Below are 23,271 nucleotides of genomic sequence, written 5' to 3' on the forward strand. Positions count from 1 at the left end.
ATGGCGCCCCTGGCCCAGTTGGCCGAGGAGCTGCCGCGGGACGAGGAGGTGCTGGCGGAGCTGCTGCGCTGCGAGGCCGCCGGGGCGGGGCGGGCCGCGGCGCTCAGCCGGTACGACGCCTATCGGCGGCGGGTGCGGGATGAGCTGGGGGCCGATCCTGGGCCCCAACTCAAGGCCGTGTACCAGGAGTTGCTGAGCGCGGACGCGCCGCCCGTCCGGCACGGGGTGCCGCATGAGCCGAATCCGCTGCTGGGGCGGGACGCCGACCTCGCCGCCGTGGCCGGGCTGCTGCGGGAGGCCAGGGTGGTCACCGTCGTCGGTCCTGGCGGGCTGGGCAAGACCCGGCTCTCGCACGCGGTGAGCCGGGCCGCCGAGCAGCCCGTGGTGCACTTCGTCACCCTGGCCGGTGTCACCGCCGACGACGACGTGGCCGGGGAGGTCGCCTCGGCGGTCGGTGCCGGGGAGAGCCGGCAGTTCGCCGGGGGCGGGGATGCCGTGAGCGGCATCGTCGGCTCGCTCGGCGGCGGGCCGGTCCTGCTGGTGCTGGACAACTGCGAGCATGTCATCGCGGGTGCGGCCGCTCTCGTCCAGGCGCTGGTGTCGCGGTCCAGGCAGCTGCGGGTACTGGCCACCAGCCGGGCCCCGCTGGGGCTGACCTCGGAGTCCGTGTACGCGCTGCCGGAGCTGTCCCAGGCGACCTCGGTGGAACTCTTCGTACAGCGGGCGCGGGCCGCCCGGCCCGGCGTGGAGCTGCCCGCGGGCCCGGTCGCCGAGATCTGCCGGCATCTGGACGGGCTGCCGCTCGCCGTGGAGCTGGCCGCGGCCCGGGTCCGGGTGCTCTCCGTGGCCGACATCTCCCGCCGGCTGCGGGACCGGTTCGCGCTGCTGCGCGGCGGTTCCCGTGACACACCCGAGCGGCACCGCACATTGCGGGCCGTCGTCGACTGGAGCTGGAATCTGCTGGAACCCGACGGCCAGGCCGCCCTGCGCGCCCTGTCCGTGTTCCCCGGCGGCTTCACCGAGGACGCGGCCGAGTATGTGCTCGGCGACACCGGGGACGCGCTGGAGCTGCTGGAGCAGCTGGCCGGACAGTCGCTGGTCAAGGTGGGCGACAGCCCGTCCGGGGTGCGCTTCCACATGCTGGAGACGCTGCGGGAGTTCGGCGCCGCCAAGCGTGCCGAGGCCGGCGCGGAGGAGGCGGTCACCGAGCGGTTCCTCGCCTGGGCACGGGACTTCGGCCGCGCCCATCACGATGTGATGTTCAGCAGCGACCCCGTACCCGCCTGGCTGCGCATCCGGGCCGAGCAGGACAACCTCGTGCTGGCACTGCGCCACGCCCTGGCCCGCGCCGACGGGCCGAGCACGGCCGCCGTCACCGCCGTTCTGGCCTCCCTGTGGGCCACCGACTCCAACTACCTCCGGCTCACGGCCCTCACCGCCGAGACCGGCGGGCCGCTGTCCCGGTTCCGGCCCGGACCCGAGAGCCCCGAGGACGTGGAGCCGGCGCGTAGCGCGGCGGCCGTGTGCACGGCGAGCCTATTCATGGGCCACGGCCCGCACGCCGTACGGCAGTTGGTCACACTGCGCCGGCTGCCGCCCGCGCCGCCGGACACCCTGCTGCGGGCGCTGTCGATCGTGCTGTGCGCCGTCCCGGACATCCATCCGCCGCGGTTCGACCGGCTGGGAGAACTGTGCCAGTCCGGCGAGCCGCTGCTGGCGGGCGTCGCGGCCGGCGTGGCGAGCTATGTGTGGGAGTCGCAGCATGAGACGGAGCGCGCGCTGGCGTACGCCCGCCGGATGCTCGACGCGCTGGCGCCGCTCGGCAATCCGGCCACCCGGCTGCTCAGCCACGGGCGGATCAGCGAGCTGTGCCTGCAGTCCGATCGGGGCGCGGAGGCGTACGGCCATCTGCGGGCCGCGCTGGACGCGCTCGGCGAGTTCAACCGGTTCGGCGACTGGTCGGACTCGGTCGGGGTGCACTGGGGGCTGGTGCTCGCCTGTCTGCAGCGCGGGGACGTCGAGGAGGCGGAGTACTGGCTGAGACTCGCGGAGCTGGACCAGCCGCCGGAGTCCGCCCGGGTCTTCAGCCCCGATCTGCCGGCCCGGGCGGAGATCGCGCTGAGCCGGGGGCTGACCGAGGTCGGGCTCGGGCTGTGGCGCCGGGCGGCCGCGCGGATACGGGAGGACAGCCTGCTGTATCCCGGTGACCCGTTCGTCGAGCCGTGGTCGCTTCAGGTGCGGTCGGCCGCGCTGGCGGCGCATGCGCAGGCCGGCCGGCTGGAGCCGGTGGCCGACCTCGCCGAGGAACTGCGGGAGCGGCTGCTCGGGATGCTGTCCGGAGCCGCGGCGCAGGGCGCTCTGGCCGCCGGGGCTCCGGTGGAACTACCGGTGTACGGCACGGTGTTGCTGGCACTCGGCTTCGCCGGGCTGGCCCGGGGCGAGCCGGGGGCGGTACGGCTGGTGGCGCTCACGGAGCGGATGCCGGCGGTACGGGAGTTCCCCACCCTGTCCCTGTCCCGGTCCCGGGAGGCGGCCGAGAACGCCGACAGGGCGGCGTACGCCGACGCGAGGTCGAGGTACGCCGCCCTGGGGCGGGAGGAGTTGCGGGCACAGGCGCTGCGCGAGCTGACCGGCGGTGATCCGCCCGAGTCGACCGGCTGGTGACCCGCCCGAGCCGACCGGTCTCCCGCCTCACCGCTTGGGCTCGCGGTTGAACCGCGCCTTGGACCACAGGTAGCCCAGTACCGTCAGCCCCAGGCACCAGCCGACGGCGAGCACCGCGTTCTTCGTGCCGATCCCGCTGCCGAGCAGCAGTCCGCGCAGGGTCTCGATGCAGGGCGAGAAGGGCTGGTACTCGGCGAACCAGCGGAACCCGCTCGGCATGGAGTTCACCGGCACGAACGCGCTGGACAGGAGCGGCAGCATCGTCAGTGGCATCCCGAGGTTGCTGGCCCCCTCGGGGTTGGGGCTGACCAGGCCGATGCCGACCGCGATCCAGGTCAGCGCGAGGCTGACCAGAGCCATCAGCCCGGCCGCCGCGATCCACTCCACCGGTGTCGCGTCGGGCCGGAAGCCGATGGCCAGTGCGATGCCCAGGATCAGCACCAGAGCCAGCATCGTCTGGATCACGCTGCCGATCACATGGCCGATCAGCACGGAGGCGCGGGAGATCGCCATGGTGCGGAACCGGGCGATGACGCCCTCGGTCATGTCGGTGCACACGGACACCGCGGTGCCGAGCGAGATCATGCCCACGGTCATGAGAAGAATGCCGGGGACGAGGTAGGCGATGTAGTCGGCACGGTCCGCGTGACCGCCGTTGAGGCCGGCGCTCATCGCGTTGCCGAAGACGTAGACGAACAGCAGCAGGAGCATGACCGGGGTGAGCAGGACGTTCAGAGTGAGGGAGGGGTAGCGGCGGGCGTGCAGGAGGGTGCGCCGCAGCATGGTGACGTTGTCGCGGAACGCGTGGCCGGCGGTGCTCATCGAGTGGTCTCCTTCGCAACGGAGTTGGCGGGCTGGGCGGGTACGGGGCTACCGGTCAGGGCGAAGAACACGTCGTCCAGGTCCGGGGTGTGCACGGACAGCTCGTCGGCCTCGATGCCGGCGGCGTCGAGCCAGTCGAGGACGGCGCGCAGCTCGCGCTGGCTGCCGTCGCTGGGGATCTGCAGGGCGAGCGACTCGTCGTCGCGTGTGGTCTCGCGCAGCGCGGTCGCCGCCCGCTCGTACGCCACCGGTTCGGAGAACCGCAGCCGTATGTGACCGCCGGGGACGAGCCGCTTCAGCTCGTCGGCGCTGCCCTCGGCGACGAGCTTGCCGCCGTTGAGCACCGCGATCCGGTCGGCGAGCTGGTCGGCCTCTTCCAGGTACTGGGTGGTGAGGAAGACGGTCGCACCGCCCGCGACCAGCTCACGGATGATCTGCCACATGGTGTGGCGGGAGCGCGGGTCGAGGCCGGTGGTGGGCTCGTCGAGGAAGATGATCCGCGGGTTGCCGACCAGGGTCATGGCGATGTCGAGGCGGCGCTTCATACCGCCGGAGTAGGTGGAGGCAGGCTTCTTCGCGGCCTCCACCAGGTCGAAGCGCTCCAGCAGCTCGACGGTGGCCCGCCGTCCCTCACGCCTGGAGAGGTGGTGCAGGTCGGCCATCAACAGCATGTTCTCCTCGCCGGTGATCAGCCCGTCCACGGCGGAGAACTGGCCGGTGACCCCGATGGCCGCCCGGACCGCCTGGGCCTCGGCGGTGAGATGGTGCCCGGCGACCCGTGCCTCGCCGGCGTCGGCGGAGATCAGGGTGGACAGGATGTTGACCGCCGTGGTCTTGCCCGCGCCGTTCGGCCCGAGCAGCGAGAAGATCGTGCCGGCGGGCACCTGGATGTCGATGCCGTCGAGGACGGTCTTGTCCCCGTAGGCCTTGCGCAGCCCGGTGGCCGCGATGGCGAGTGCGTGCTCTGTCGTCGTCATGCCCCAGAGCGTGCGGCCCGGGCGGTTCAGACCGGCTTCAACCGGGTTTCAGCCGGGCGGGCGGGGCCATGGCGAGCTGAAACACGCAGGTGGAACGCGGTCTGAGCAGCGACGGGCGGCGCCGACGCGGAGAGCGGCGACCCGGCCTTTTAGGCTTCCTCCTGTAGGAACGTCGCTTCGAAGGCTGCAAGAGAGGTCCCGTTGAGCTTCTGGTCGATCTACCAGCACGGCTTCGCGCGCGTCGCCGCGTGTACGGGCCACACCGTCATCGCCGACCCGCACGCCAACGCCGAGGCGGTCCTGCGCCATGCGCGCCGGTGTGCCGAGGAGGGCGTGGCCGTCGCCGTGTTCCCGGAGCTGTGCCTGTCCGGGTACGCGATCGACGACCTGCTGCTGCAGGACGCGCTGCTCGACGACGTCGAGACGGCGCTCGCCGGCATCGTGGCCGAGTCGGCGGACCTGCTGCCGGTGCTGGTCGTCGGCGCCCCGCTGCGCCACCGCGACCGGATCTTCAACTGCGCGGTGCTCGTGCACCGCGGCCGGATCCTCGGCGTCGTACCGAAGTCGTACCCCCCGAACTACCGGGAGTTCTACGAGCGCCGGCAGATCGCCGCGGGCGACGACGAGCGCGGCGGAACGATCCGGCTCGCCGGCACCGACGTACCGTTCGGCGTGGACCTGCTCTTCGCGGCGGCGGACGTGCCCGGGCTCGTGCTGCACGCCGAGGTCTGCGAGGACATGTGGGTCCCGGTGCCGCCGAGCGCGGAGGCTGCGCTGGCCGGCGCGACCGTCCTCGTCAACCTCTCGGGCAGCCCGATCACGGTCGGCCGGGCCGAGGACCGCAAGCTGCTGTGCCGCTCGGCGTCCGCACGCTGCCTCGCCGCGTACGTCTACGCGGCGGCCGGCCTCGGCGAGTCGACCACCGACCTGTCCTGGGACGGCCAGACCCTGATCTACGAGAACGGGGTGCTGCTGGACGAGAGCGAGCGGTTCCCGCTCGGCGAGCAGTACGCGGTCGCCGACATCGACCTGGACCTGCTGCGGCAGGAGCGGCAGCGGATGGGAACGTTCGGCGAGAACCGCCGTACGCATGCCGCGCGCACCGTCGGCTTCCGGACAGTGTCCTTCGAACTCGCCCCGCCGGCCGCCGCCGACCTCGGCCTGCGCCGCAGCGTCGAGCGCTTCCCGTTCGTCCCGGCCGACGCCGAACGTCTCGCCCTCGACTGCTACGAGGCGTACAACATCCAGGTCGCCGGCCTGCAGCAGCGCCTCGCCGCGATCGGCGGCCCCAAGGTCGTCATCGGGGTCTCCGGCGGACTGGACTCCACACACGCACTGATCGTCGCCGCCCGCGCGATGGACCGCGCCGGCCGCCCGCGCAGCGACATCCTGGCCTTCACCCTGCCCGGCTTCGCCACCAGCGACCACACCAAGGACAACGCACACCGGCTGATGCGCGCCCTCGGCGTCACCGCGGCCGAGCTGGACATCACGCCGACCGCGCGGCTGATGCTGAAGGAGATCGGCCACCCCTTCGCCGCCGGCGAGCCGGTGTACGACGTCACCTTCGAGAACGTCCAGGCGGGCCTGCGCACCGACTATCTCTTCCGGCTGGCCAACCAGCGCGGCGGCATCGTGCTCGGCACCGGCGACCTCTCCGAGCTGGCGCTCGGCTGGTCCACGTACGGCGTCGGCGACCAGATGAGCCACTACAACGTCAACTCCGGCGTGCCGAAGACGCTGATCCAGCACCTCATCCGGTGGGTCATCAGCAGCGAGCAGTTCGACGAGGAGACCAGCAAGATCCTGGCCGCCATCCTCGACACGGAGATCAGCCCCGAACTCGTACCCGGCGAGGAGATGCAGTCCACCGAGTCGAAGATCGGCCCGTACGCGCTGCACGACTTCACCCTCTACTACGTCCTGCGCCACGGCTTCCGCCCCGCCAAGATCGCCTTCCTGGCCTGGCACGCCTGGCACGACCGCGAGTCCGGCGCCTGGCCGCCCGGCTTCCCCGAGGCCGAGCGCGGCGCGTACGACCTCGCGGAGATCCGCCGGTGGCTGGAGGTCTTCATCCGCCGCTTCTTCGCCTTCTCCCAGTTCAAGCGCTCAGCCATGCCGAACGGCCCGAAGGTCTCGGCAGGCGGTTCGCTGTCACCCCGCGGCGACTGGCGGGCCCCGTCGGACGGCAACGCACACGCCTGGCTGCGGGACTTGGAGCGGTTCGACCTCGACGCGGTGGACCAATAGCCGCTACGGCGACGCGACGCCACACAGGGCAGCGGGCCGTACTCCAGGACCCGGGCACCAGGCGTCGCCACCACAAGTAGGGTGTCCGCACGCGACGCAGAGAACACGGGCATGGGTGATGAGCAAGACGATACGGCTCGAACTGATCGGGCTTCCCGACTCGGACGAGGAGGAAATGCTGCGGCTGAGCGGTCATCTGCGCCATGCCCTCCTGGAGTTGGACGTGGTGGACGCTCGGCACGCCCCGTCCTCTGCTGACACCCCGGCCGGAGCGAAGAGCGGCGAACTGATCAGCTTCGGTGCGCTCGTGGTCACGGCCACGCCCTGGGTCGTGAGCCAGGTCGTCAAACTCGCCGACAGCTGGCTGAAGAACCGCCCAGTGCGCGGCATCAAAGTGGAACTGGACGGGCTCGTCCTTGAGTTGAGCGATGCCTCGGCCGTCGAGCGGGAGCGTCTGGTCGACGCCTTTCTGACGCGGCTCGCCCAGCCGGCTGACGACGCAGAGGACACCGAAGAGCCGCAGACGCCCGCCTCATGACCGCCCAGGCATCCGGACTCGGTGAGCGCAGGGCTCTGCTCATCGGTACAGGAGAGTACGACGCGCTGCCCACGCTGCTCTCGCCAGAGGTGGACTGCGCCAGACTGGCCGAGGTGCTACGGGACCCCGAGATCGGCGCGTTCGAAGCGCAGCGGCTGGTCGACGCCGACCGAGCCACGCTGGAGCGCGCCCTCGACGAGTTCTTCGACACCGCTCAACGCAACGACGTGTGTCTGCTCTATCTCTCGTGTCACGGCCTGAGCCACAATGACAAGTTGTACTTCGCCGTCCGTGGTACCGATCCCGACCGGCCCCGGTACTCGGCAATCTCCGCCAGGTTCATACACGACCTCATGGAGGAGTGCCGGGCGCGGAGCATCGTGGTCATCCTGGACTGCTGCTACAGCGGCTTGTTCATCCCGGGTGCCAAGGGGCCGGGAACGACGCGCTTCGAAGAGGCACTGGCTGGTCACGGCCGGATCGTCATCACGGCAGGCACCGCGACACAACTGGCGCTGGAGGGCGAACACCAGGACGTGAACACCCCCGCTCCCTCCCGTTTCACAGGCATGTTGGTGGAAGGCCTGCGCAGTGGCGAGGCGGATCTCGACCGCGACGGTGTCATCACGGCACAGGAGCTGTACCGGTACGCCTACGAGCGACTCCAGCATGAGGGAATAGGCCAGACGCCGCGCATCGGTGGTGAGGCACAGTACGAGATCGCACTCGCCAAGGTGAAAAAGAGACAGCGGAAGCGATCCCCGGCCCGTGCTACAGCCGGCTCGCGCACGCGCCCCCGGCCGCAGACACCCTGGCAGGTCATCGCGGCCCCCGGTCCCGCCCGCCAACCGGTCTGGACCGACGGCACTTTCATCGTGCACGAGAACTACCGCCTGCACGTGATCGACCAGGCATCACGCCGCCGGTACGCAGCTCCCGTGAAGACGAATTACGCCGGCAGCCCCGCCTACCACGAAGGCGCGGCGTACTTCCCCGGCTACGGCGGCCGGCTCAAGGGAGTCGACGTACGGACGCGAAAGCCCCGCCACACACCGCATCTCACGGTGGGCGACGGCCTGCTGCGCGTGAGCGCCGACGTGCTGTACGCAGTCAGCCCGGACAGCACCCTGTACGCCATCGGGCTTCCCTCGGGTGACGTGCGCTGGTCACAGCCGTTGGGTGACGCCACTGTCACCTGTGCTCCGGAAATGGCCGGGGACCACGTCATTCTCAAGACGCGCGTGTCCCGGCCAGTGAGCGACGGCACATACGACAGCGGCCACCGCGTCATGGCCGTCCGAGCCGACACCGGCGAGCCGAGCTGGTCCTACCGGCCCGGGGTGCCGCTCTCAGCAGACTGGACCGTCACCGCATCGGGCATTTACGTCGTCCTGCAACTCGACGGTGCCAGGCAGAGGATCGTCGCCCTCGAACCGGCGAACGGCGATCAGTTGTGGACGCACGACACGGCGGCCGAACTCGCTGTTGCCCCCGTCGCCACCCAGGACCTGGTGGTCTACGGTGACACCGCCCATCGGCTGGTACCTCTGGAGTCGAAGACCGGCACTCCGGTTTGGGCGAGGGAGAAGAAGACCAAAGGACTCCTCGTCACCCGCCCCTGCGCAGTGGGCGGCACGCTGTTCACGGCGGACCGCGCCGCCGAACTGACCGCGTGGAAGCTGTCGTCAGGACGCAGACTCCGTTCCCACGGGCTCATGCTGAGTCCGGACCGCCACGGCAGCCCGGTGGTCACTCCGGACATGCTGTACCTCGTCGACTCCCACGGAGAGCTCCACGCCCTGCCACACCCGTACGGATGAGCGCTCGCCGCCTTCCCATCCCCCGGTCACTTGAGGGACGAGGCGAAGGCGGCCCAGGTGGCGGGGCTGACGTGCAGGGTGAGGTCCTGGGAGGGGGGCTGCTTCGAGTCTCGGATGTGGATGGTGTGGGGGCAGGCGGCGACCTCGACGCACTGACCGCCCTCGCTGCCGCTGTAGCTCGACTTCCGCCAGCCGACGGCGACTTCTAGGCACTGGCCGCCCTCGTCGCCGCTGTAGGTCGACTTGAACCACTGAAGCGCTTCGGTGCTCATTGCTCTCCTAGTAGGCGGTCGAGCAGGCCCATCGAGTCCTGAACGGTCAGGGCCTGTGTCCGCAGCATCGCATACTTGCGCGTCAGGCGAGACACCTCTTCCAGGTCGGAGACGAGCTGGCTGCCGCGCTGCGACTCGGTGTAGGCGAGGTTCTGGTGGTCCGGAGTTTCGAGGAGGGTGAAGGGGCCATTCAGACCCGCGTGGAAGGGACTGTCGAGTGACAGGACCTGGAGTGAGACACAGGGGAGTTCGGCGGTTTCGCGCAGGTAGCGCAGCTGGTCCTTGCGGACCGCCTCAGCGCCGACTTTGACCAGCAGTGCCGGTTCCCAGACCACAAAGCTCAGTGTCGGCGGGTTCTTTCGGCGCAGGATCTCCTGACGGTCCAGTCGCAGTCGTAGCGTCTGCTCCAGTTCTTCCTCCTCGTACGCCGGAACACGGTTCTGCAGTACAGCCCGTGCGTACGCCTCGCTCTGAAGCAGACCGGGAATGACGGCGTTGTCGTACCAGGACAGCGCGATGGCCACCTTCTCCTGGTCCATGTACTCCTCGGCCCACAACGGAAACTGGTCCACCTCCGGCATGTTCTCCACCCCGGCGGCCAACATCCCCTTCGCCCCCAGGCGTTCGTCGCACATCTCGGCGATGTTGTACTTCAGCGGGCGTCGGCCCTGTTCGATGCTGGCGAGCGTCTCCTCGTCGATGTGCAGTTCCGCGCTCAGGCCCGACTGGCTCAAGCCCGCCGCTCGCCGGGCCGCCGCCAGTTGACGGCCCAGCATCTTCATGGCCGACTGGTTCTTCCTCCGTTTGGGCGTCATGCTCGCTGAACTCCCCATGCCTGTCCGAACACCACCCCGCACCAACCCGTACAAACAATCCGTACGGGATCACGCACTGATCCAGGCTAGTCACCCTGCGCGACATTCGCCCCGTGAACGCGCACATTGAACTCCCCTTCCAGCGCGACCAGTTCTATGGCCGCACCCGTCGCTCCGTCCCCGCTGCCAGGCGGTTCACGGACTGGTCGCTGACCTACTGGGGACTGGCCGCATGGGAGCGGAGCGGAGACGTATCGCTCTGCGTGAGCGAGCTGGCCACGAACGCGCTCCTGCACGGCGTGCCGCCCGGCCGGGGCCTTCTCCTCCGCCTGCGCTACGACGGCGCGGTGGTCCGGGTCGAGGTGCACGACAGCGGAACCGGTGTGCCCGAGATCGCGGACACTGCGGACGAGGGCGGACGCGGGCTGTTGCTGGTGTCCACGCTGGCGGACAAGTGGGGTGTCGCAGAACGCGCCCCCGGCAAGGTGGTGTGGTGCGAGTTCGTCGTCCCCTGACGAGCTCGTGCGGCCGTGTCTGCGGAGGCCGGTCTGCCGCATCCCGACCTCGACGCGCGCTCTAGTTGTTCCAGGTCTCGTCGTACGGGTCGTGCGGTACGGGTACCGGCCGGGTCGCCGTGACCCTCAGATACGGGATGGGGCCGTTGTTGACCGGGTCGCGCATCATGCGCGGGGAGTAGGTGCCCGTCACCTCAAGCCAGGCGTCCGGGCGGAGCACCGGCGGCAGGGTGCCGGTCAGGGCGATCTTCACCGGCTGGGCGTCCGCGGCACAGCAGTTGAGGGCCATACGGACCAGGTACAGCGCCCCCGAGTGGTCCAGGGCGAGGAAGCCGGTGAGGCGGACCGGGCGGCCGTGCAGGGAGCGGCCGTGGTCGAAGGCGGCGCGGGAGGCGTAGCCGACGACGGAGAGCGGCACCGGGTCGGCGGCGGGCAGCGGGCCGTAGACGTACTGCTTCTGCAGGGCCGTGCCCGCGCGCAGGGCGCTGTAGGAGCCGAGAGCCGGCGGGGCGACCAGGATCAGGGCGAGCAGGGGGAGCAACAGCAGCCAGGAGACGCGGGGTTCGGGGTGGTGGTGCTCCTCCGCTCGCTGCCGGCGGGCCCGCCCGCGCTCGTACCAGACCGTCGCCAGCGCCGCCGCGATCAGTACCGCGCCCGAGGCCAGCAGCAGCGGCTGCAGGCCCGCCTTGACGTAGCGCAGATAGAGGTCGGTGCTGCCCGCGTGCAGCAGGGCGGCGCCGAGCAGGAACATGACGGCGGCCTGGGCCTGGCGGTTCACAACAGCACCGCCGAGGTCAGTACGGCGCCCGCGACGGCCATCGCGAAGGTGGCGGGCGCGAAGCGGAGGGCGAAGGTACGGCCGAAGGTGCCGGCCTGCATCGCGAACAACTTGAGGTCGATCATCGGGCCCACCACCAGGAACACCAGCTTGGCCGTCAGGGAGAACTGGGTGAGGGAGGCCGCGACGAACGCGTCCGCCTCCGAGCAGATGGACAGCAGTACGGCCAGAACGGCGAGGGCCAGCACGGAGAAGACGGGGTTTCCGGCCGCCGTGCGCAGCCAGTCCGCCGGGGTGGCCGCCTTCAGCGTGGCCGCGGCCATCGCACCGAGCACCAGAAAGCCGCCGGCGTGCATGGTGTCGTGCCGTACCGAGTTCCAGAACGCCTCCCCCTTCGTCGCGCCCTCGTGCGCGCCGTGGGCCGGCGGGCGCAGCCAGTCGGTACGGCCCAGCCGCTGCCACAGCCAGCCCATCGCGCACGCCACCAGCAGGCTCGCCAGGAACCGGCCCAGCACCATCTCCGGGTCGTGCGGGAAGGCGACGGCGGTGGCGGTCAGCACGATCGGGTTGATCGCGGGGGCGGAGAGGAGGAAGGCGAGGGCGGCGGCCGGGGTGACTCCCCTGCGGACCAGGGCGCCCGCCACCGGCACCGAAGCGCACTCGCAGCCGGGCAGGATCGCGCCCGCGACGCCGGCGACCGGCACGGCCAGGGCGGGGCGGCGCGGCAGGGCGCGGGCGAAGAAGGACGGGGGCACGAACACCGCGATCGCCGCCGACAGCAGCACGCCGAGCACCAGGAACGGCAGCGCCTGCACGGTCACCGCGACGAACACCGTCATCCAGCTCTGCATCAGCGGGGTGCCGAGGAGCCCGCGGATCGGGGACTGGGCGAGCACCGCGAGCAGCAGAATCAGCGTCAGCACCAGCGGGGAGCTGAGCCGGCGGCCCTCCTCGCCGGACGGCGCGTCGCCCGGGGCGGCCTGCGCGCCGGGCGGGGCGTCTTCGGTGATGGCCACGTGCGGTTACCTCCGGCTGGCTGTCCTGGTGCGCTCCCTCCCCGTCAGTACGCGGGGCGGCGCACGGGCGTTCACGGCACTGCTGGAACCACCCGTGTCCTTGGGGCAGTCTTTTCCCTCGTGGCGAGCGTTCCGTATCAAGGGGGGCCGGGTGCCCCGCCGGCGCACATGGTGGTGTGCGGTGACGACGGGCTCGCGCACCGGCTGACCGCCGAGTTGCGCGGAGTCTACGGCGAGCGGGTCACCCTCGTGGTACCGCCGATCGAGCGCACTGTGAGGCCTCCCGTGGTCGGCCGGGCCCGGCAGGCCTCCGCGGCACTGCTCGACCGTGTGGTGAACGCCGCGGTCGGCCGCGGCGGCAACGGATCCGGGTCCGGCTCGGCCGCGACCGCCACGAGCACCGGCAGCGGCGGCAACGGCGTTGACGCCGCACGGGTGTTGGAGGCCGTCGAGATCACCGAGGCCGTGCTCGCCGAGGCCGGGGTGGAACGGGCCGCCGCGCTCGCCCTCGTCTTCGACGACGACGAGACCAACATCCGGGCCGCGCTGACCGCCCGCCGGCTCAACCCTCGGCTGCGGCTCGTCCTCCGGCTCTACAACCGGCGGTTGGGCCAGCACATCGAGGAACTCCTCGACCAGGCCGCCGCGTTGGCCGCAGGCAACGGCGACGGCGGCAGTGACGCGTCCACCACCGTGCTGTCCGACGCCGACACCGCCGCGCCCGCGCTGGCCGCGACCGCCGTCGCCGGCACCAGCAAGGTCGTCCAGACCGAGGGGCTGCTGCTGCGGGCCGTCGAACGACCCGCGGCCGGTACCGGGTTGAGCACCCTCGCCCTGCTCTCCCCCACCGGTGCGGACGCCGAGGTCGGCGCGGAGCAGGAACCACGGCTGCTGCCGGACGACGACGAGGTACGGCAGGCCGTCGGCCGGCCGGCCGTGGTGCTGGAGCAGGTGTCGTCGGCGGGCGGCGGGGAGTCGCCCGTGCCCGGCCGGAGCGGAGTTCCGCCGCTCGCCTCGCTGTTCTCGCGGCGGCTGCGGTGGTCGCTGGCGGGCATGGTGGCCTGCGTGGTCGCTCTCGCGGTGGCGCTGTGGCTGGCCACCCCCGGGATCCATCCGCTGCGGGCCTTCTACTACACCCTTCTCGACCTGTTCGCGATCGACAACCCCGCCATCGGGGAGCCACTGAGTCGGCAAATTCTCCAACTCCTCTCCGGACTCGTCGGGTTGCTGCTGCTTCCAGTACTGCTGGCGGCCGTGCTGGAGGCGCTGGGCACCTTCCGCACCGCCTCCGCCCTGCGGAAACCGCCGCGCGGCCTCGGCGGGCATGTGGTGCTGCTCGGGCTCGGGAAGATCGGCACCCGGGTGCTGACCCGGCTGCGCGAGCTGAACATCCCCGTCGTGTGCGTCGAGTCCGACCCGGAGGCGCGGGGCCTCGCGACCGCGCGGCGGCTGCGGGTGCCGGTGGTGCTCGGCGATGTCACCCAGGAAGGGGTACTGGAGTCCGCCAAGATCCACCGGGCGTATGCGCTGCTCGCGGTGACCAGCGCGGACACCACGAATCTGGAGGCCGTGCTGTACGCGCGGTCGGTACGGCCCGATCTTCGGGTGGTGCTACGGCTGTACGACGACGACTTCGCCACCGCCGTGTACCGGACGCTGCGGGCGGCGTATCCGCATGCGCTGACCCGGAGCCGGAGCGTCACGCATCTGGCCGCGCCCGCGTTCGCCGGGGCGATGCTGGGACGGCAGGTGCTCGGCGCCATCGCGGTCGAGCGGAGGGTGCTGCTGTTCGCCGCCGTCGACGTCGCCGGGCACCCCCAGCTGGAGGGCCGGACGGTACGGGACGCTTTCCGGGCCGGTTCCTGGCGGGCACTGGCCCTGGAGGGCCGCACGGACACGGCACCCGATCATGTACTGGAGAAGGGGGACCGGGTGGTAGTCGCCGCCACCCGCAGGGGCTTGGCGGAGCTCCGCTGACCCCCAGGGGGCTCCGCCCCCCTGGCCCCGGCTGGGAGGGTGGCTCAGTTGTTCAAGTGCCTCTCCGCGAAGTCCATTTCCAGTCTCAGCTGCTTGATGCGCTCGTCCACCACCAGGGAGCCGTGGCCGGCGTCGTAGCGGTAGACCTCATGGGTTGCGGCTCTCGTTTCCAGGCGCTTGACGTAGTTGTCGATCTGGCGGATGGGGCAGCGGGGGTCGTTGACGCCCGCCGAGATGTAGACCGGGGCCTTGACGTCGTCGACGTAGGTCAGCGGGGACGAGGCCTCGAAGCGCTCGGGGACCTCCTCGGGGGTGCCGCCCAGCAGGGTGCGGTCCATGGCCTTCAGGGCCTCCATCTCGTCGTGGTACGCGGTGACGTAGTCCGCGACGGGAACGACCGCGATGCCCACCGTCCACGCGTCGGGCTGGGTGCCGACGCCGAGCAGGGTGAGATAGCCGCCCCAGGAGCCGCCCGTGAGGATCAGGCGGGTGGGATCGGCGAGGCCGGAGGAGACCGCCCAGTCGCGGACCGCCGCCACGTCCTCCAGCTCGATCAGGCCGACCCGGTGCTTCAGGGCGTCGGTCCAGGCGCGGCCGTAGCCGGTGGAGCCTCGGTAGTTGACGCGGATCACCGCGTAGCCCTGGTCGACCCAGGCGGCCGGGCCCGCGGCGAAGGAGTCGCTGTCATGCCACGTCGGACCGCCGTGCAGGTCGAAGACCGTCGGCAGCGGGCCGCTCGCGCCGGCCGGCTTCTGGATCAGGGCGTGGATACGGCCGCCGGGGCCCTCCACCCACGCGTCCTCCACCGGAACCGACGGCGGGCAGTCCATGCCCGGGGGGTCCAGGACGACGCCGCCCCTCGTCGAGCGCACCGCCGGCGGCTCGGCTGCCGACGACCACAGATACTCCACGCTGCCGTCGGGACGGGCCGTGGCGCCGGAGACCGTGCCGGGCGGGGTGGGGATCCGGGTCAGCTCGCGGGCCGCCAGGTCGTAACGGAACAGCTCGCTGCGGGCCTCGAAGCCGTGGGCGATGAGCAGGGCCGAGCCGTCCGGATACCACTCGGCGCTGACGTCTCCGGGCAGGTCCAAGCCGAGGTCGGTCTCCTCGCCGGTGACCACGTCCCACACCAGCGGCTCCCAGCGGCCCCGGCGCTGATGCCCGATGAGCAGCCGGGTGTCGCCGTCGACCGGGGCGAAGCCGAGCACCTCCAGGCCCAGCTCCTCCGCGCCGCCCTTGGTGTCGTCCAGCTCGGCGACCGGCGTGCCGTCCGGGCGGAGCACGCGCAGCGCCGCGTGCATGGCGTCGCCGTGCTCGGTGTGCTCGATCGCGATCAGGGAGCCGTCGTGCGAGAGGTCGCCGACGCCCGCCGACTCGCGGTGCCGGTAGATCTCGACCGGGGCCGCGCCCTCGCGGGCGAGGTGGAGTGTCGTACCGTCCTCGTCCGTGGAGCGGCCTACGACCGCCGTGCGGCCGTCGCGGGCCAGGGCGAGCCCGGCCGGGTAGGAGGGATCGAGGCCCGGGACGGCCGGCTCGGCCGCCCCGCCCCCGAAGGGCTGGCGGCGCCAGATGCCGAACTCGTCCCCATCCTTGTCGTCGAACCACCAGATCCAGGCGCCGTCCGGGGAGAGCACGCCGTCCGTCGTGCCGTTCGGCCGGTCCGTCGCCTGGCGCTGCTCGCCCGTCGCACGGTTCCAGGCATACAGCTCGTACGTCCCCGTCGCGTTCGACACGAACAGGGAGCGGTCCGGCGCGTCCTCCGCCCAGTCGGGCAGCGACACCCGCGGCGCCCGGAAGCGCTTCTCCCAGTCCGGCATGCCGGCCGTGCCCTGCACGCCCGGCCTCTTGCTCTCACTCATCGCCCCAGTCATGCGCCCATACTGCCTGGCCGCGCCGACAATTGGGTGGCGCATGTGCGCAGCCTGTGGATAACTTCCCGACCATGAGCACTCAGCTCGACCATCAGTCCGCCCCCGACGGCTGGCACGAGGACAACCGGGCCATGTGGGACGAGAGGGTTCCCGTTCATGTCGCCGGCACGTACTACGACCTCGACGGCTTCAGGGCCCACCCGGATGTCCTGCGCGATTTCGAGACGGCCGAGGTCGGCGACGTCACCGGAAAGACGCTCCTCCATCTTCAGTGCCACATCGGGACCGACACCCTCTCCTGGGCCCGCCGGGGCGCCGCACGCGTCGTGGGCCTCGACTTCTCCGCCCCGGCCGTCGAGGCCGCCCGCGCTCTCGCCGCCGACCTCGGGCACGGCCCCGAGCGCGCCGCCTTCGTCACGAGTGACGTCTACGACGCGGCCGAGGCCGTTCCCGAGGCGTCGTACGACATCGTCTACACCGGGCTCGGCGCGCTGTGCTGGCTGCCCGACATCCGCCGCTGGGCGGAAACGGCCGCGTCACTCGTCGCACCCGGCGGCTTCCTGTACCTCGCCGAGTTCCACCCGCTCACCGAGGCCCTGGACGACGCGACGGGTTCGCAGATCGCGCACGACTACTTCCGCCGCGAAGCCCAGGTGTGGGACGAGCCCGGCACCTACGCCGACCCGCACGCCCCCACCGTCCACAACCGCAGTGTGTCGTGGCAGCACACCCTCGGCGACGTCGTCTCCGCGCTCGCCGCGACCGGACTGCGCATCGAGTTCCTGCACGAGCACGAGGTGTCGCTGTTCCCGCGCTTCGAGAACTTCGAGGTCCGCGACGGCTACCACCGCTTCCCGGCGGACCAACCGCGCATCCCGCTGATCTACTCCCTCAAGGCGAGCAAGAGCTGACCCGCGGGCGGGCGCCCGGCAGCGGCGCCGTACCGTGGAAGGCGTGTACCGCTTTCTGCTGACACCCCGCTGGTGGGGCATCAACGTCTTCGTGCTGCTCGCCATCCCGTTCTGCATCTTCATGGGGTCGTGGCAGCTGAGCCGGTTCGAGGGGCGGGTACACGACAGTCGCGCCGCGACCGAGCAGGCCGCGTCCGACCAGCACGAGACGGCGCGGCCGCTGGACTCGATGCTGCCCGTCGACAAGGCCACCTCCGGCCGCCGGGTCACCGCGAGCGGGCACTACGGCAAGCAGTTGCTGGTGCCCGGACGGCAGCTGGACGGCAAGAACGGCTTCTACGTCCTCACCCTGCTGCGTACCGACGCGGGCAAGGCGCTGCCCGTGGTACGGGGCTGGCTGCCGGGCGAGGCCGACGCGGCGAAGGCGCCCGCGCCGCCGAGCGGTGAGGTCACCGTCACCGGCGCGCTGCAGGCGTCCGAGACACCTGGGGACAACGGGGTCAGCGCGCAGGGCGGGCTGCCGGCCGGGCAGACGGCGGCGATCAGCTCGGCCTCGCTGGTGAACCTGGTGCCGGACCGGCTGTACGACGCGTGGATCACCCTCGACAAGGCCGACTCCGGGATGAAGGCCGTGCCCGCGAGCGCGCCGCAAGGCACCGGGCTGGACCTCAAGGCGTTCCAGAACCTCGGCTACACCGGGGAGTGGTTCGTCTTCGCCGGGTTCGTGGTGTTCATGTGGTTCCGGTTGCTGCGACGCGAGGTGGAGGCGGCACGGGACGCCGCGCTGGGCTTGGCCCCACAGGAGGAGACGGCTCCGGCCCCGGTGACCAGCGGCTGACTTCGTGGGTGCGACCAGTCACGACGGAGCGCGGTCGCGCGCCGGCCGGCAGCACAACGGCGCTTCTACGACCCCGCCAGCACCCCGGTGTAATAGACCGTCCCCGCGCACTCCCCCGGCACAGTCGTCGACACCGCCGGTGAGCCCCCCTCCGCGGTGTGGGTGATCTGCACGCTGCCGGCCGCCGTGCCGTCCCCGGACATCAGCTGGGTGGTCGTACCCCCCGACCCCGCGCTGTCGGCCGAACCGCCGGTGGCACTGGGCGTGGGATCCGGCGACGCACCGCCCGTGGCCGAGCCGCCGGTGGTGGTGTCTCCGCCCCCGGTGGTGGGACAGGTCGACGAGGGCACGAAGGCGAACTTCTCCTCGTAGGCCGAGCCCGGCTGCAGGACCAGCCCGGTGACCTCCTGCGTGGGGTCGGGCAGCCCGGTCGCCGCGTCCCCGGCCGCATGCCGCACGGCGCTGATCTTGGTCTGGTCGGCCGCGCCCACCGCGGTCGGGGTGACGGTGCCCGCGCCGGAGACGGTGCACGCGCCCGTGGAGACGTTGACGACGCGGAACATGCCGTAGACCACGCCCGCGGAGTCGGGAGCGGCGGCGGTGCCGGTCGCGGAGCCCAGCTGGGCCGATGTGCACCGCGGGACCTCGCCCGAGGAGAGGGTGGAGGACGGGTTGGCGCCGCCGGTGGAGCCGGTGCTGCCGCCGCCGGGCTTGCTCTTCCCGCCGGGCTTGCCGGGCTGCTTGCCGGGCTTGACGCTCGTGCTGCCGGTGCCCTTCCCGGCGCCCGGGTCGCCACCCTTGTCCTGGCTCTGCCCGGTTCCGCCCTGGGCCTGCGAGGACTGGCCGGCCATGGCGGTGTCGGGGTCGGTGCCGCCGGAGTGGGAGACGTGCACGAGGGCCGGGATCGCGGTGCCGATGAACAGGGCCGCGGCGGCCATGCCGACGGCGGCCTGCCGCTTGCGCGCCCGCCGCGCGGGAACGGCCCGGCGCAACTGGTCCAGCGTGCCGGTACGCGGCTCGATGTCGTCGACCGCGGAGTGCAGCATCCGGCGCAGGGCCAGCTCATCGTCTCCGAGCCCAGCGAGATCGGCGCCATCCGGCCCGGCGCCACGCCCCTCCGGACCCGAGCCGAACCCGTCGAAGCCCAGACCGCACCCATCGGAACCCGGGCCACGCCCCTCCGAACCCAGGCCGCGCCCATCGGAACCCGGGCCGCGACCGTCGGCACCGGGTTCGCGCCCCTCCGAGCCCTCGCCGCGCCCCCCAGGACGCTGCTCAAGCCCCTCGGCACCCGGCTCGGGCCTCTCAGGGCCCTTCTTGTCGGGGCCGTGGTTCACAGTTCTGTTCCCAGCGTGCGGTTGCGTGTGGTCGTGCTCGTCCCGGTTCGTCGGTTCGTGCCAGGCGAAGGGCTCATGACGTTCGTGGGAGTGGCGTTCATCGGAATCGCCCCCTTCGGCTCGCTCGCTCATGCCGGTGCCTCCATGGCCACGCGCAGCGCGGCGATGCCCCGCGAGCCGTACGCCTTCACCGAACCCAGCGAGATCCCGAGGGTCTCGGCGACCTGGGCCTCGGTCATGTCCGCGAAGTAGCGCAGCACCAAGACCTCGCGCTGGCGGCGCTGCAGGCCCTTCATCGCCTTGATGAGGTCGCGCCGCTCCAGCTGGTCGTAGGCTCCCTCCTCCGCGCTCGCCATGTCCGGCATCGGCTTGGAGAGCAGCTTCAGGCCGAGGATGCGCCTACGCAGCGTGGAGCGGGAGAGGTTGACGACCGTCTGTCGGAGGTACGCGAGGGTCTTCTCGGGGTCACGGACGCGCTTGCGGGCGGAGTGGACGCGGATGAAGGCCTCCTGGACGACGTCCTCGCAGGAGGCGGTGTCGTCGAGGAGCAGAGCGGCGAGGCCGAGCAGCGAGCGGTAGTGCGCCCGGTAGGTCTCGGTGAGGTGGTCGACGGTCGTCCCGGCGGCGGCCGTCGCCGCGGCCTCGTCGGAGCCGTCACGCTGACCGGGTATGCGGGCGGGCCGCGCTGCGGGCATGGGCGCGATCACCGGCATGCCGCCGGGCGTGCGGGGCCGGAGCGCACGGGGCGGCCGAAGGGCCGCCGTGCCGCGGGCCACGCTGAGTTCGAGTACCTCTGCCACGCCAGTTGGACACGTCTACCCCCGCCAGGGTTGTACGTGCCGGGTGCCACATGTGCGACATCCGGCCGCGCCTCAAGTGCCCTCATGCGTCCCGCTCTTCCCTATGTCCTGTTTGAACGGGCGCCCCCACACCCGTTCCTGGCGTCCCCACGCCAGGATCCTCACACCCAACAGCCCCGCAACGGTGACCGCAAAGACGCTCCCCGCCCTGCAAGCGGTTGCGCGGGGCGGGGAGGAGATTCCTGGGGTGATCTTCCGTTGCCGTACAGGTCTGGTTCAAGTGGTCCGGACCATGCTTCTGAACACATTTCTTACGGAGACCCTACAAACGGCACTCAGGAGAACTCCGCCGCCACCAGCTCCGCGATCTGCGCGGTGTTCAGCGCCGCCCCCTTGCGGAGGTTGTCCCCGCACACGAAGAGTTCCAGCGCGGTCGGGTCGTCCAGGGCCCGCCGCAGCCGGCCCACCCAGGTCGGGTCGGTGCCCACGACGTCCGCGGGGGTGGGGAACTCACCGGCGGCCGGGTCGTCGCACAGCACCACTCCGGGCGCGGTCGCGAGGATCTCCCGGGCCCGGTCGACCGTCACCTCGCCCTGGAAGCGGGCATGGACGGTGAGGGAGTGGGTGGTGATCACGGGGACGCGTACGCAGGTCACGGCGACCGGAAGCTGCGGCAGCCCGAGGACCTTGCGGGCCTCGTCGCGGACCTTCATCTCCTCCGAGGACCAGCCGTCCTCACGCAGCGACCCGGCCCACGGTACTACGTTCAGCGCGACCGGCTCCGGGAACGGCCCGGTGTCCTCGCCGACGGCCCGCCGTACGTCGCCGGGCTTGGTCCCCAGCTCGGTCCCTGCCACCAGGGACAGCTGGGCCCGCAGCGCGTCCACGCCGGCCCGCCCGGCCCCGCTCACCGCCTGGTACGACGACACCACCAGCTCGCGCAGCCCGAACTCGGCGTGCAGCGCGCCCAGGGCGACGATCATCGTCAGGGTCGTGCAGTTGGGGTTGGCGATGATCCCGCGCGGGCGGGTCCGCACGGCGTGCGGGTTGACCTCGGGCACCACGAGCGGCACCTCGGGGTGCAGCCGGAAGGCGGCGGAGTTGTCGACGACGACCACTCCGCGCGCGGCGGCGATCGGCGCCCACTGCTCGGCGACCTCGTCCGGGACGTCGAACATCGCGATGTCGACCCCGTCGAAGGCCTCTTCGCTCAGGGCCACCACCTCGACCTCCTCCCCGCGCACGGCCAGCTTGCGGCCGGCCGAGCGCGGGGAGGCGATCAGGCGGATCTCGCCCCAGATGTCCGCGTGCTGGGACAGGATCTGGAGCATGACCGCGCCGACGGCTCCGGTCGCTCCCACGACCGCGAGCGTCGGCCTGCCGGTCATCGTCGTACGCCTCCGTACGTCGTGGAGACGGTCATCGGCCGGTGCCGCCGTAGACGACGGCCTCGTCCGTGTCGGAGTCCAGGCCGAAGGCGGTGTGCACGGCGCGGACGGCCTCCGGCACGTCGTCCTTGCGGGTGACGACCGAGATACGGATCTCGGAGGTCGAGATCAGCTCGATGTTCACGCCCGCGTCGGACAGCGCCTCGAAGAAGGACGCGGTGACACCGGGGTTGGTCTTCATGCCGGCGCCGACGAGCGAGATCTTGCCGATCTGGTCGTCGTACCGGAGGGAGTCGAAACCGATCCCCGGCCGGTTCTTCTCCAGCGCGTCGATGGCCTTGCGGCCCTCGGTCTTCGGCAGCGTGAAGGAGATGTCCGTCAGACCGGTGGAGGCGGCGGACACGTTCTGCACGACCATGTCGATGTTGATCTCGGCATCGGCGATGGTCCGGAAGATCGCGGCAGCCTCACCCGGCTTGTCCGGCACACCGACGACCGTGATCTTGGCCTCGGAGGTGTCGTGCGCGACACCGGAGATGATGGCCTGCTCCACCTTCTTGTCCCCAATCGGCTCACTGCTGACCCACGTGCCCTGCAGCCCGCTGAAGCTGGACCGGACGTGGATCGGGATGTTGTAGCGGCGGGCGTACTCCACACAGCGGTGGAGCAGCACCTTGGAGCCGGAGGCCGCGAGCTCCAGCATGTCCTCGAAGGAGATCCAGTCGATCTTCTTCGCCTTCTTCACCACGCGCGGGTCGGCGGTGAACACGCCGTCGACGTCGGTGTAGATCTCGCAGACCTCGGCGTCGAGCGCGGCGGCGAGCGCCACGGCCGTGGTGTCGGAACCGCCACGGCCCAGCGTGGTGATGTCCTTCTTGTCCTGGCTGACGCCCTGGAAACCGGCGACGATCGCGATGTTGCCCTTGTCGAGCGAGTCCCGGATCCGGCCGGGCGTGACGTCGATGATCCGGGCTTTGTTGTGGACCGAGTCGGTGATGACACCTGCCTGGCTGCCGGTGAAGGACTGGGCCTCGTGGCCCAGGTTTTTGATCGCCATCGCCAGCAGGGCCATGGAGATCCGCTCTCCGGCGGTCAGCAGCATGTCGAATTCGCGCCCGGCAGGCATCGGAGAAACCTGCTCGGCGAGATCGATCAGCTCGTCCGTCGTGTCGCCCATCGCGGAAACGACGACGACAACCTGGTTGCCGTTCTTCTTCGCTTCCACGATCCGCTTGGCGACGCGCTTGATGCCTTCGGCATCGGCTACGGAGGAGCCTCCGTACTTCTGCACGACAAGGCCCACGTGCGCTCCTCGCTCGGTTCGTTTGTGTCGGCTCAGTCTAACGAGCGCCCGAATTCCACCGCCCTGCTCCCGCATGGTGAGACGTCGGACGTCCGCGTTCCGCATCTGCCCAGCCTCCGCCGTACCACGCAAGAAAGTGCCCCGCGTCACACTCGTAACAGCATGAGGTTTCAAGCACCGTGTACACCGCCGGGGGACGTGGCATGACGGAAATCCTGCTCGCGGCGATCGTGCTGCTCGGCGCGAGCGTGCAGTGACTGACCGGCATGGGCTTCGCCCTGGTCGCCGTGCCGGCGCTGGTGCTGCTGCTCGGACCCGCCGACGGGGTGGTGCTCGCCGGCTGTGCCGCCGGCGCCGTCAGCGCCGTGGGCCTGGCGGG

Annotated in this window: 19 protein-coding genes and 1 pseudogene; 9 read left to right on the forward strand and 11 right to left on the reverse strand. The window is 71.3% G+C overall.

All coding sequences use genetic code 11. The features are described from left to right. A partial coding sequence (locus M878_RS68265) for an ATP-binding protein (protein ID WP_023547883.1) occupies positions 1-2,664 on the forward strand: 2,664 nt, incomplete at its 5' end. 27 nt (positions 2,665-2,691) lie between these two features. On the opposite strand, the gene M878_RS68270 is transcribed toward M878_RS68265, so the two are convergent. Both M878_RS68270 and M878_RS68275 read right to left on the reverse strand, forming a co-directional pair. Continuing rightward, positions 2,692-3,486, reverse strand: a complete 795-nt coding sequence (locus tag M878_RS68270) for an ABC transporter permease (protein WP_023547884.1) — start codon at positions 3,484-3,486, stop codon at positions 2,692-2,694. Next, positions 3,483-4,463, reverse strand: coding sequence for an ATP-binding cassette domain-containing protein (locus tag M878_RS68275; RefSeq protein WP_023547885.1), 981 nt, complete (start codon positions 4,461-4,463; stop codon positions 3,483-3,485). Before M878_RS68275 ends, M878_RS68270 begins: the two co-directional genes overlap by 4 nt. A 201-nt stretch (positions 4,464-4,664) precedes the next feature. Here M878_RS68275 and M878_RS68280 point away from each other — a divergent pair, with 201 nt between their 5' ends. The 3 genes from M878_RS68280 to M878_RS68290 all read left to right on the forward strand — a co-directional run bounded on the left by M878_RS68280 (position 4,665) and on the right by M878_RS68290 (position 9,071). Further along, positions 4,665-6,713, forward strand: a complete 2,049-nt coding sequence (locus M878_RS68280) for an NAD(+) synthase (protein WP_023547886.1) — start codon at positions 4,665-4,667, stop codon at positions 6,711-6,713. Between the two features lie 118 nt (positions 6,714-6,831). Then, positions 6,832-7,251 carry a hypothetical protein gene (locus tag M878_RS68285; protein WP_023547887.1) on the forward strand — a complete coding sequence of 140 codons (420 nt, stop codon included), beginning with the start codon at positions 6,832-6,834 and terminating at the stop codon, positions 7,249-7,251. Beyond that, the gene (locus tag M878_RS68290) at positions 7,248-9,071 is read left to right on the forward strand and encodes a caspase, EACC1-associated type (protein ID WP_023547888.1); all 1,824 of its coding nucleotides are present in this window, start codon (positions 7,248-7,250) and stop codon (positions 9,069-9,071) included. Before M878_RS68285 ends, M878_RS68290 begins: the two co-directional genes overlap by 4 nt. A 26-nt stretch (positions 9,072-9,097) precedes the next feature. Here the strand turns inward: M878_RS68290 and M878_RS68295 are convergent, their stop codons facing one another. Next, positions 9,098-9,343: a DUF397 domain-containing protein gene (locus tag M878_RS68295; RefSeq protein WP_023547889.1), complete on the reverse strand. Its 246-nt coding sequence runs from the start codon at positions 9,341-9,343 to the stop codon at positions 9,098-9,100. Further along, entirely contained in the window at positions 9,340-10,158 is an 819-nt protein-coding gene (locus M878_RS68300) for a helix-turn-helix domain-containing protein (protein WP_031225232.1), read from the reverse strand. Before M878_RS68300 ends, M878_RS68295 begins: the two co-directional genes overlap by 4 nt. Before the next feature lie 113 nt (positions 10,159-10,271). Here M878_RS68300 and M878_RS68305 point away from each other — a divergent pair, with 113 nt between their 5' ends. Then, a complete protein-coding gene (locus tag M878_RS68305) occupies positions 10,272-10,673 on the forward strand; it encodes an ATP-binding protein (protein WP_023547891.1) in 402 nt (133 codons plus the stop codon). Positions 10,674-10,734: 61 nt separating this feature from the next. Here the strand turns inward: M878_RS68305 and M878_RS68310 are convergent, their stop codons facing one another. Further along, entirely contained in the window at positions 10,735-11,451 is a 717-nt protein-coding gene (locus M878_RS68310; RefSeq protein ID WP_023547892.1) for a TIGR03943 family putative permease subunit, read from the reverse strand. After that, positions 11,448-12,467: a permease gene (locus tag M878_RS68315; protein ID WP_023547893.1), complete on the reverse strand. Its 1,020-nt coding sequence runs from the start codon at positions 12,465-12,467 to the stop codon at positions 11,448-11,450. Before M878_RS68315 ends, M878_RS68310 begins: the two co-directional genes overlap by 4 nt. 168 nt (positions 12,468-12,635) lie before the next feature. On the opposite strand from M878_RS68315, the gene M878_RS68320 reads away from it, so the two are divergent. Then, positions 12,636-14,444: an NAD-binding protein gene (locus M878_RS68320; protein ID WP_023547894.1), complete on the forward strand. Its 1,809-nt coding sequence runs from the start codon at positions 12,636-12,638 to the stop codon at positions 14,442-14,444. A 44-nt stretch (positions 14,445-14,488) separates the two neighbouring features. Here M878_RS68320 and M878_RS68325 read toward each other — a convergent pair whose 3' ends face one another. Further along, positions 14,489-16,303 (reverse strand): S9 family peptidase, encoded by a 1,815-nt coding sequence (locus M878_RS68325; RefSeq protein WP_023547895.1) that lies wholly within the window; start codon positions 16,301-16,303, stop codon positions 14,489-14,491. Positions 16,304-16,386: 83 nt separating this feature from the next. Between M878_RS68325 and M878_RS68330 the strand changes: the two genes are divergently transcribed. Both M878_RS68330 and M878_RS68335 read left to right on the forward strand, forming a co-directional pair. After that, on the forward strand, positions 16,387-17,226 hold the full coding sequence (locus tag M878_RS68330) for a class I SAM-dependent methyltransferase (RefSeq protein ID WP_023547896.1): 840 nt from the start codon (positions 16,387-16,389) through the stop codon (positions 17,224-17,226). A 43-nt stretch (positions 17,227-17,269) separates the two neighbouring features. Beyond that, complete coding sequence (locus M878_RS68335) at positions 17,270-18,064, forward strand: SURF1 family protein (RefSeq protein ID WP_023547897.1); 795 nt, start codon at positions 17,270-17,272, stop codon at positions 18,062-18,064. A 65-nt stretch (positions 18,065-18,129) separates the two neighbouring features. Here the strand turns inward: M878_RS68335 and M878_RS68340 are convergent, their stop codons facing one another. The 4 genes from M878_RS68340 to M878_RS68355 form a co-directional block, all read right to left on the reverse strand. Next, positions 18,130-19,110, reverse strand: a complete 981-nt coding sequence (locus M878_RS68340; protein ID WP_023547898.1) for a hypothetical protein — start codon at positions 19,108-19,110, stop codon at positions 18,130-18,132. Between the two features lie 419 nt (positions 19,111-19,529). Beyond that, the gene (locus tag M878_RS68345) at positions 19,530-20,201 is read right to left on the reverse strand and encodes a SigE family RNA polymerase sigma factor (protein ID WP_023547899.1); all 672 of its coding nucleotides are present in this window, start codon (positions 20,199-20,201) and stop codon (positions 19,530-19,532) included. A 335-nt stretch (positions 20,202-20,536) separates the two neighbouring features. Next, complete coding sequence (locus M878_RS68350; RefSeq protein WP_023547900.1) at positions 20,537-21,589, reverse strand: aspartate-semialdehyde dehydrogenase; 1,053 nt, start codon at positions 21,587-21,589, stop codon at positions 20,537-20,539. A 31-nt stretch (positions 21,590-21,620) separates the two neighbouring features. Continuing rightward, a complete protein-coding gene (locus tag M878_RS68355) occupies positions 21,621-22,892 on the reverse strand; it encodes an aspartate kinase (protein ID WP_023547901.1) in 1,272 nt (423 codons plus the stop codon). Between the two features lie 257 nt (positions 22,893-23,149). On the opposite strand from M878_RS68355, the pseudogene M878_RS000000101855 reads away from it, so the two are divergent. After that, positions 23,150-23,271 (forward strand): annotated as a pseudogene (locus M878_RS000000101855) (sulfite exporter TauE/SafE family protein); the annotation flags it as partial.

Source organism: Streptomyces roseochromogenus subsp. oscitans DS 12.976, assembly GCF_000497445.1.
GTDB classification, from domain to species: domain Bacteria; phylum Actinomycetota; class Actinomycetes; order Streptomycetales; family Streptomycetaceae; genus Streptomyces; species Streptomyces oscitans.

Bases quoted from the DNA above. Each gene is read 5' to 3' on its own strand.
- M878_RS68270 (WP_023547884.1), bottom strand. From the start codon at position 3,486: ATGAGCACCGCCGGCCACGCGTTCCGCGACAACGTCACCATGCTGCGG.
- M878_RS68275 (WP_023547885.1), bottom strand. From the start codon at position 4,463: ATGACGACGACAGAGCACGCACTCGCCATCGCGGCCACCGGGCTGCGC.
- M878_RS68285 (WP_023547887.1), top strand. From the start codon at position 6,832: ATGAGCAAGACGATACGGCTCGAACTGATCGGGCTTCCCGACTCGGAC.
- M878_RS68290 (WP_023547888.1), top strand. From the start codon at position 7,248: ATGACCGCCCAGGCATCCGGACTCGGTGAGCGCAGGGCTCTGCTCATC.
- M878_RS68295 (WP_023547889.1), bottom strand. From the start codon at position 9,343: ATGAGCACCGAAGCGCTTCAGTGGTTCAAGTCGACCTACAGCGGCGAC.
- M878_RS68300 (WP_031225232.1), bottom strand. From the start codon at position 10,158: ATGACGCCCAAACGGAGGAAGAACCAGTCGGCCATGAAGATGCTGGGC.
- M878_RS68320 (WP_023547894.1), top strand. From the start codon at position 12,636: ATGGTGGTGTGCGGTGACGACGGGCTCGCGCACCGGCTGACCGCCGAG.
- M878_RS68325 (WP_023547895.1), bottom strand. From the start codon at position 16,303: ATGAGTGAGAGCAAGAGGCCGGGCGTGCAGGGCACGGCCGGCATGCCG.
- M878_RS68330 (WP_023547896.1), top strand. From the start codon at position 16,387: ATGAGCACTCAGCTCGACCATCAGTCCGCCCCCGACGGCTGGCACGAG.
- M878_RS68340 (WP_023547898.1), bottom strand. From the start codon at position 19,110: ATGCTGCACTCCGCGGTCGACGACATCGAGCCGCGTACCGGCACGCTG.
- M878_RS68350 (WP_023547900.1), bottom strand. From the start codon at position 21,589: ATGACCGGCAGGCCGACGCTCGCGGTCGTGGGAGCGACCGGAGCCGTC.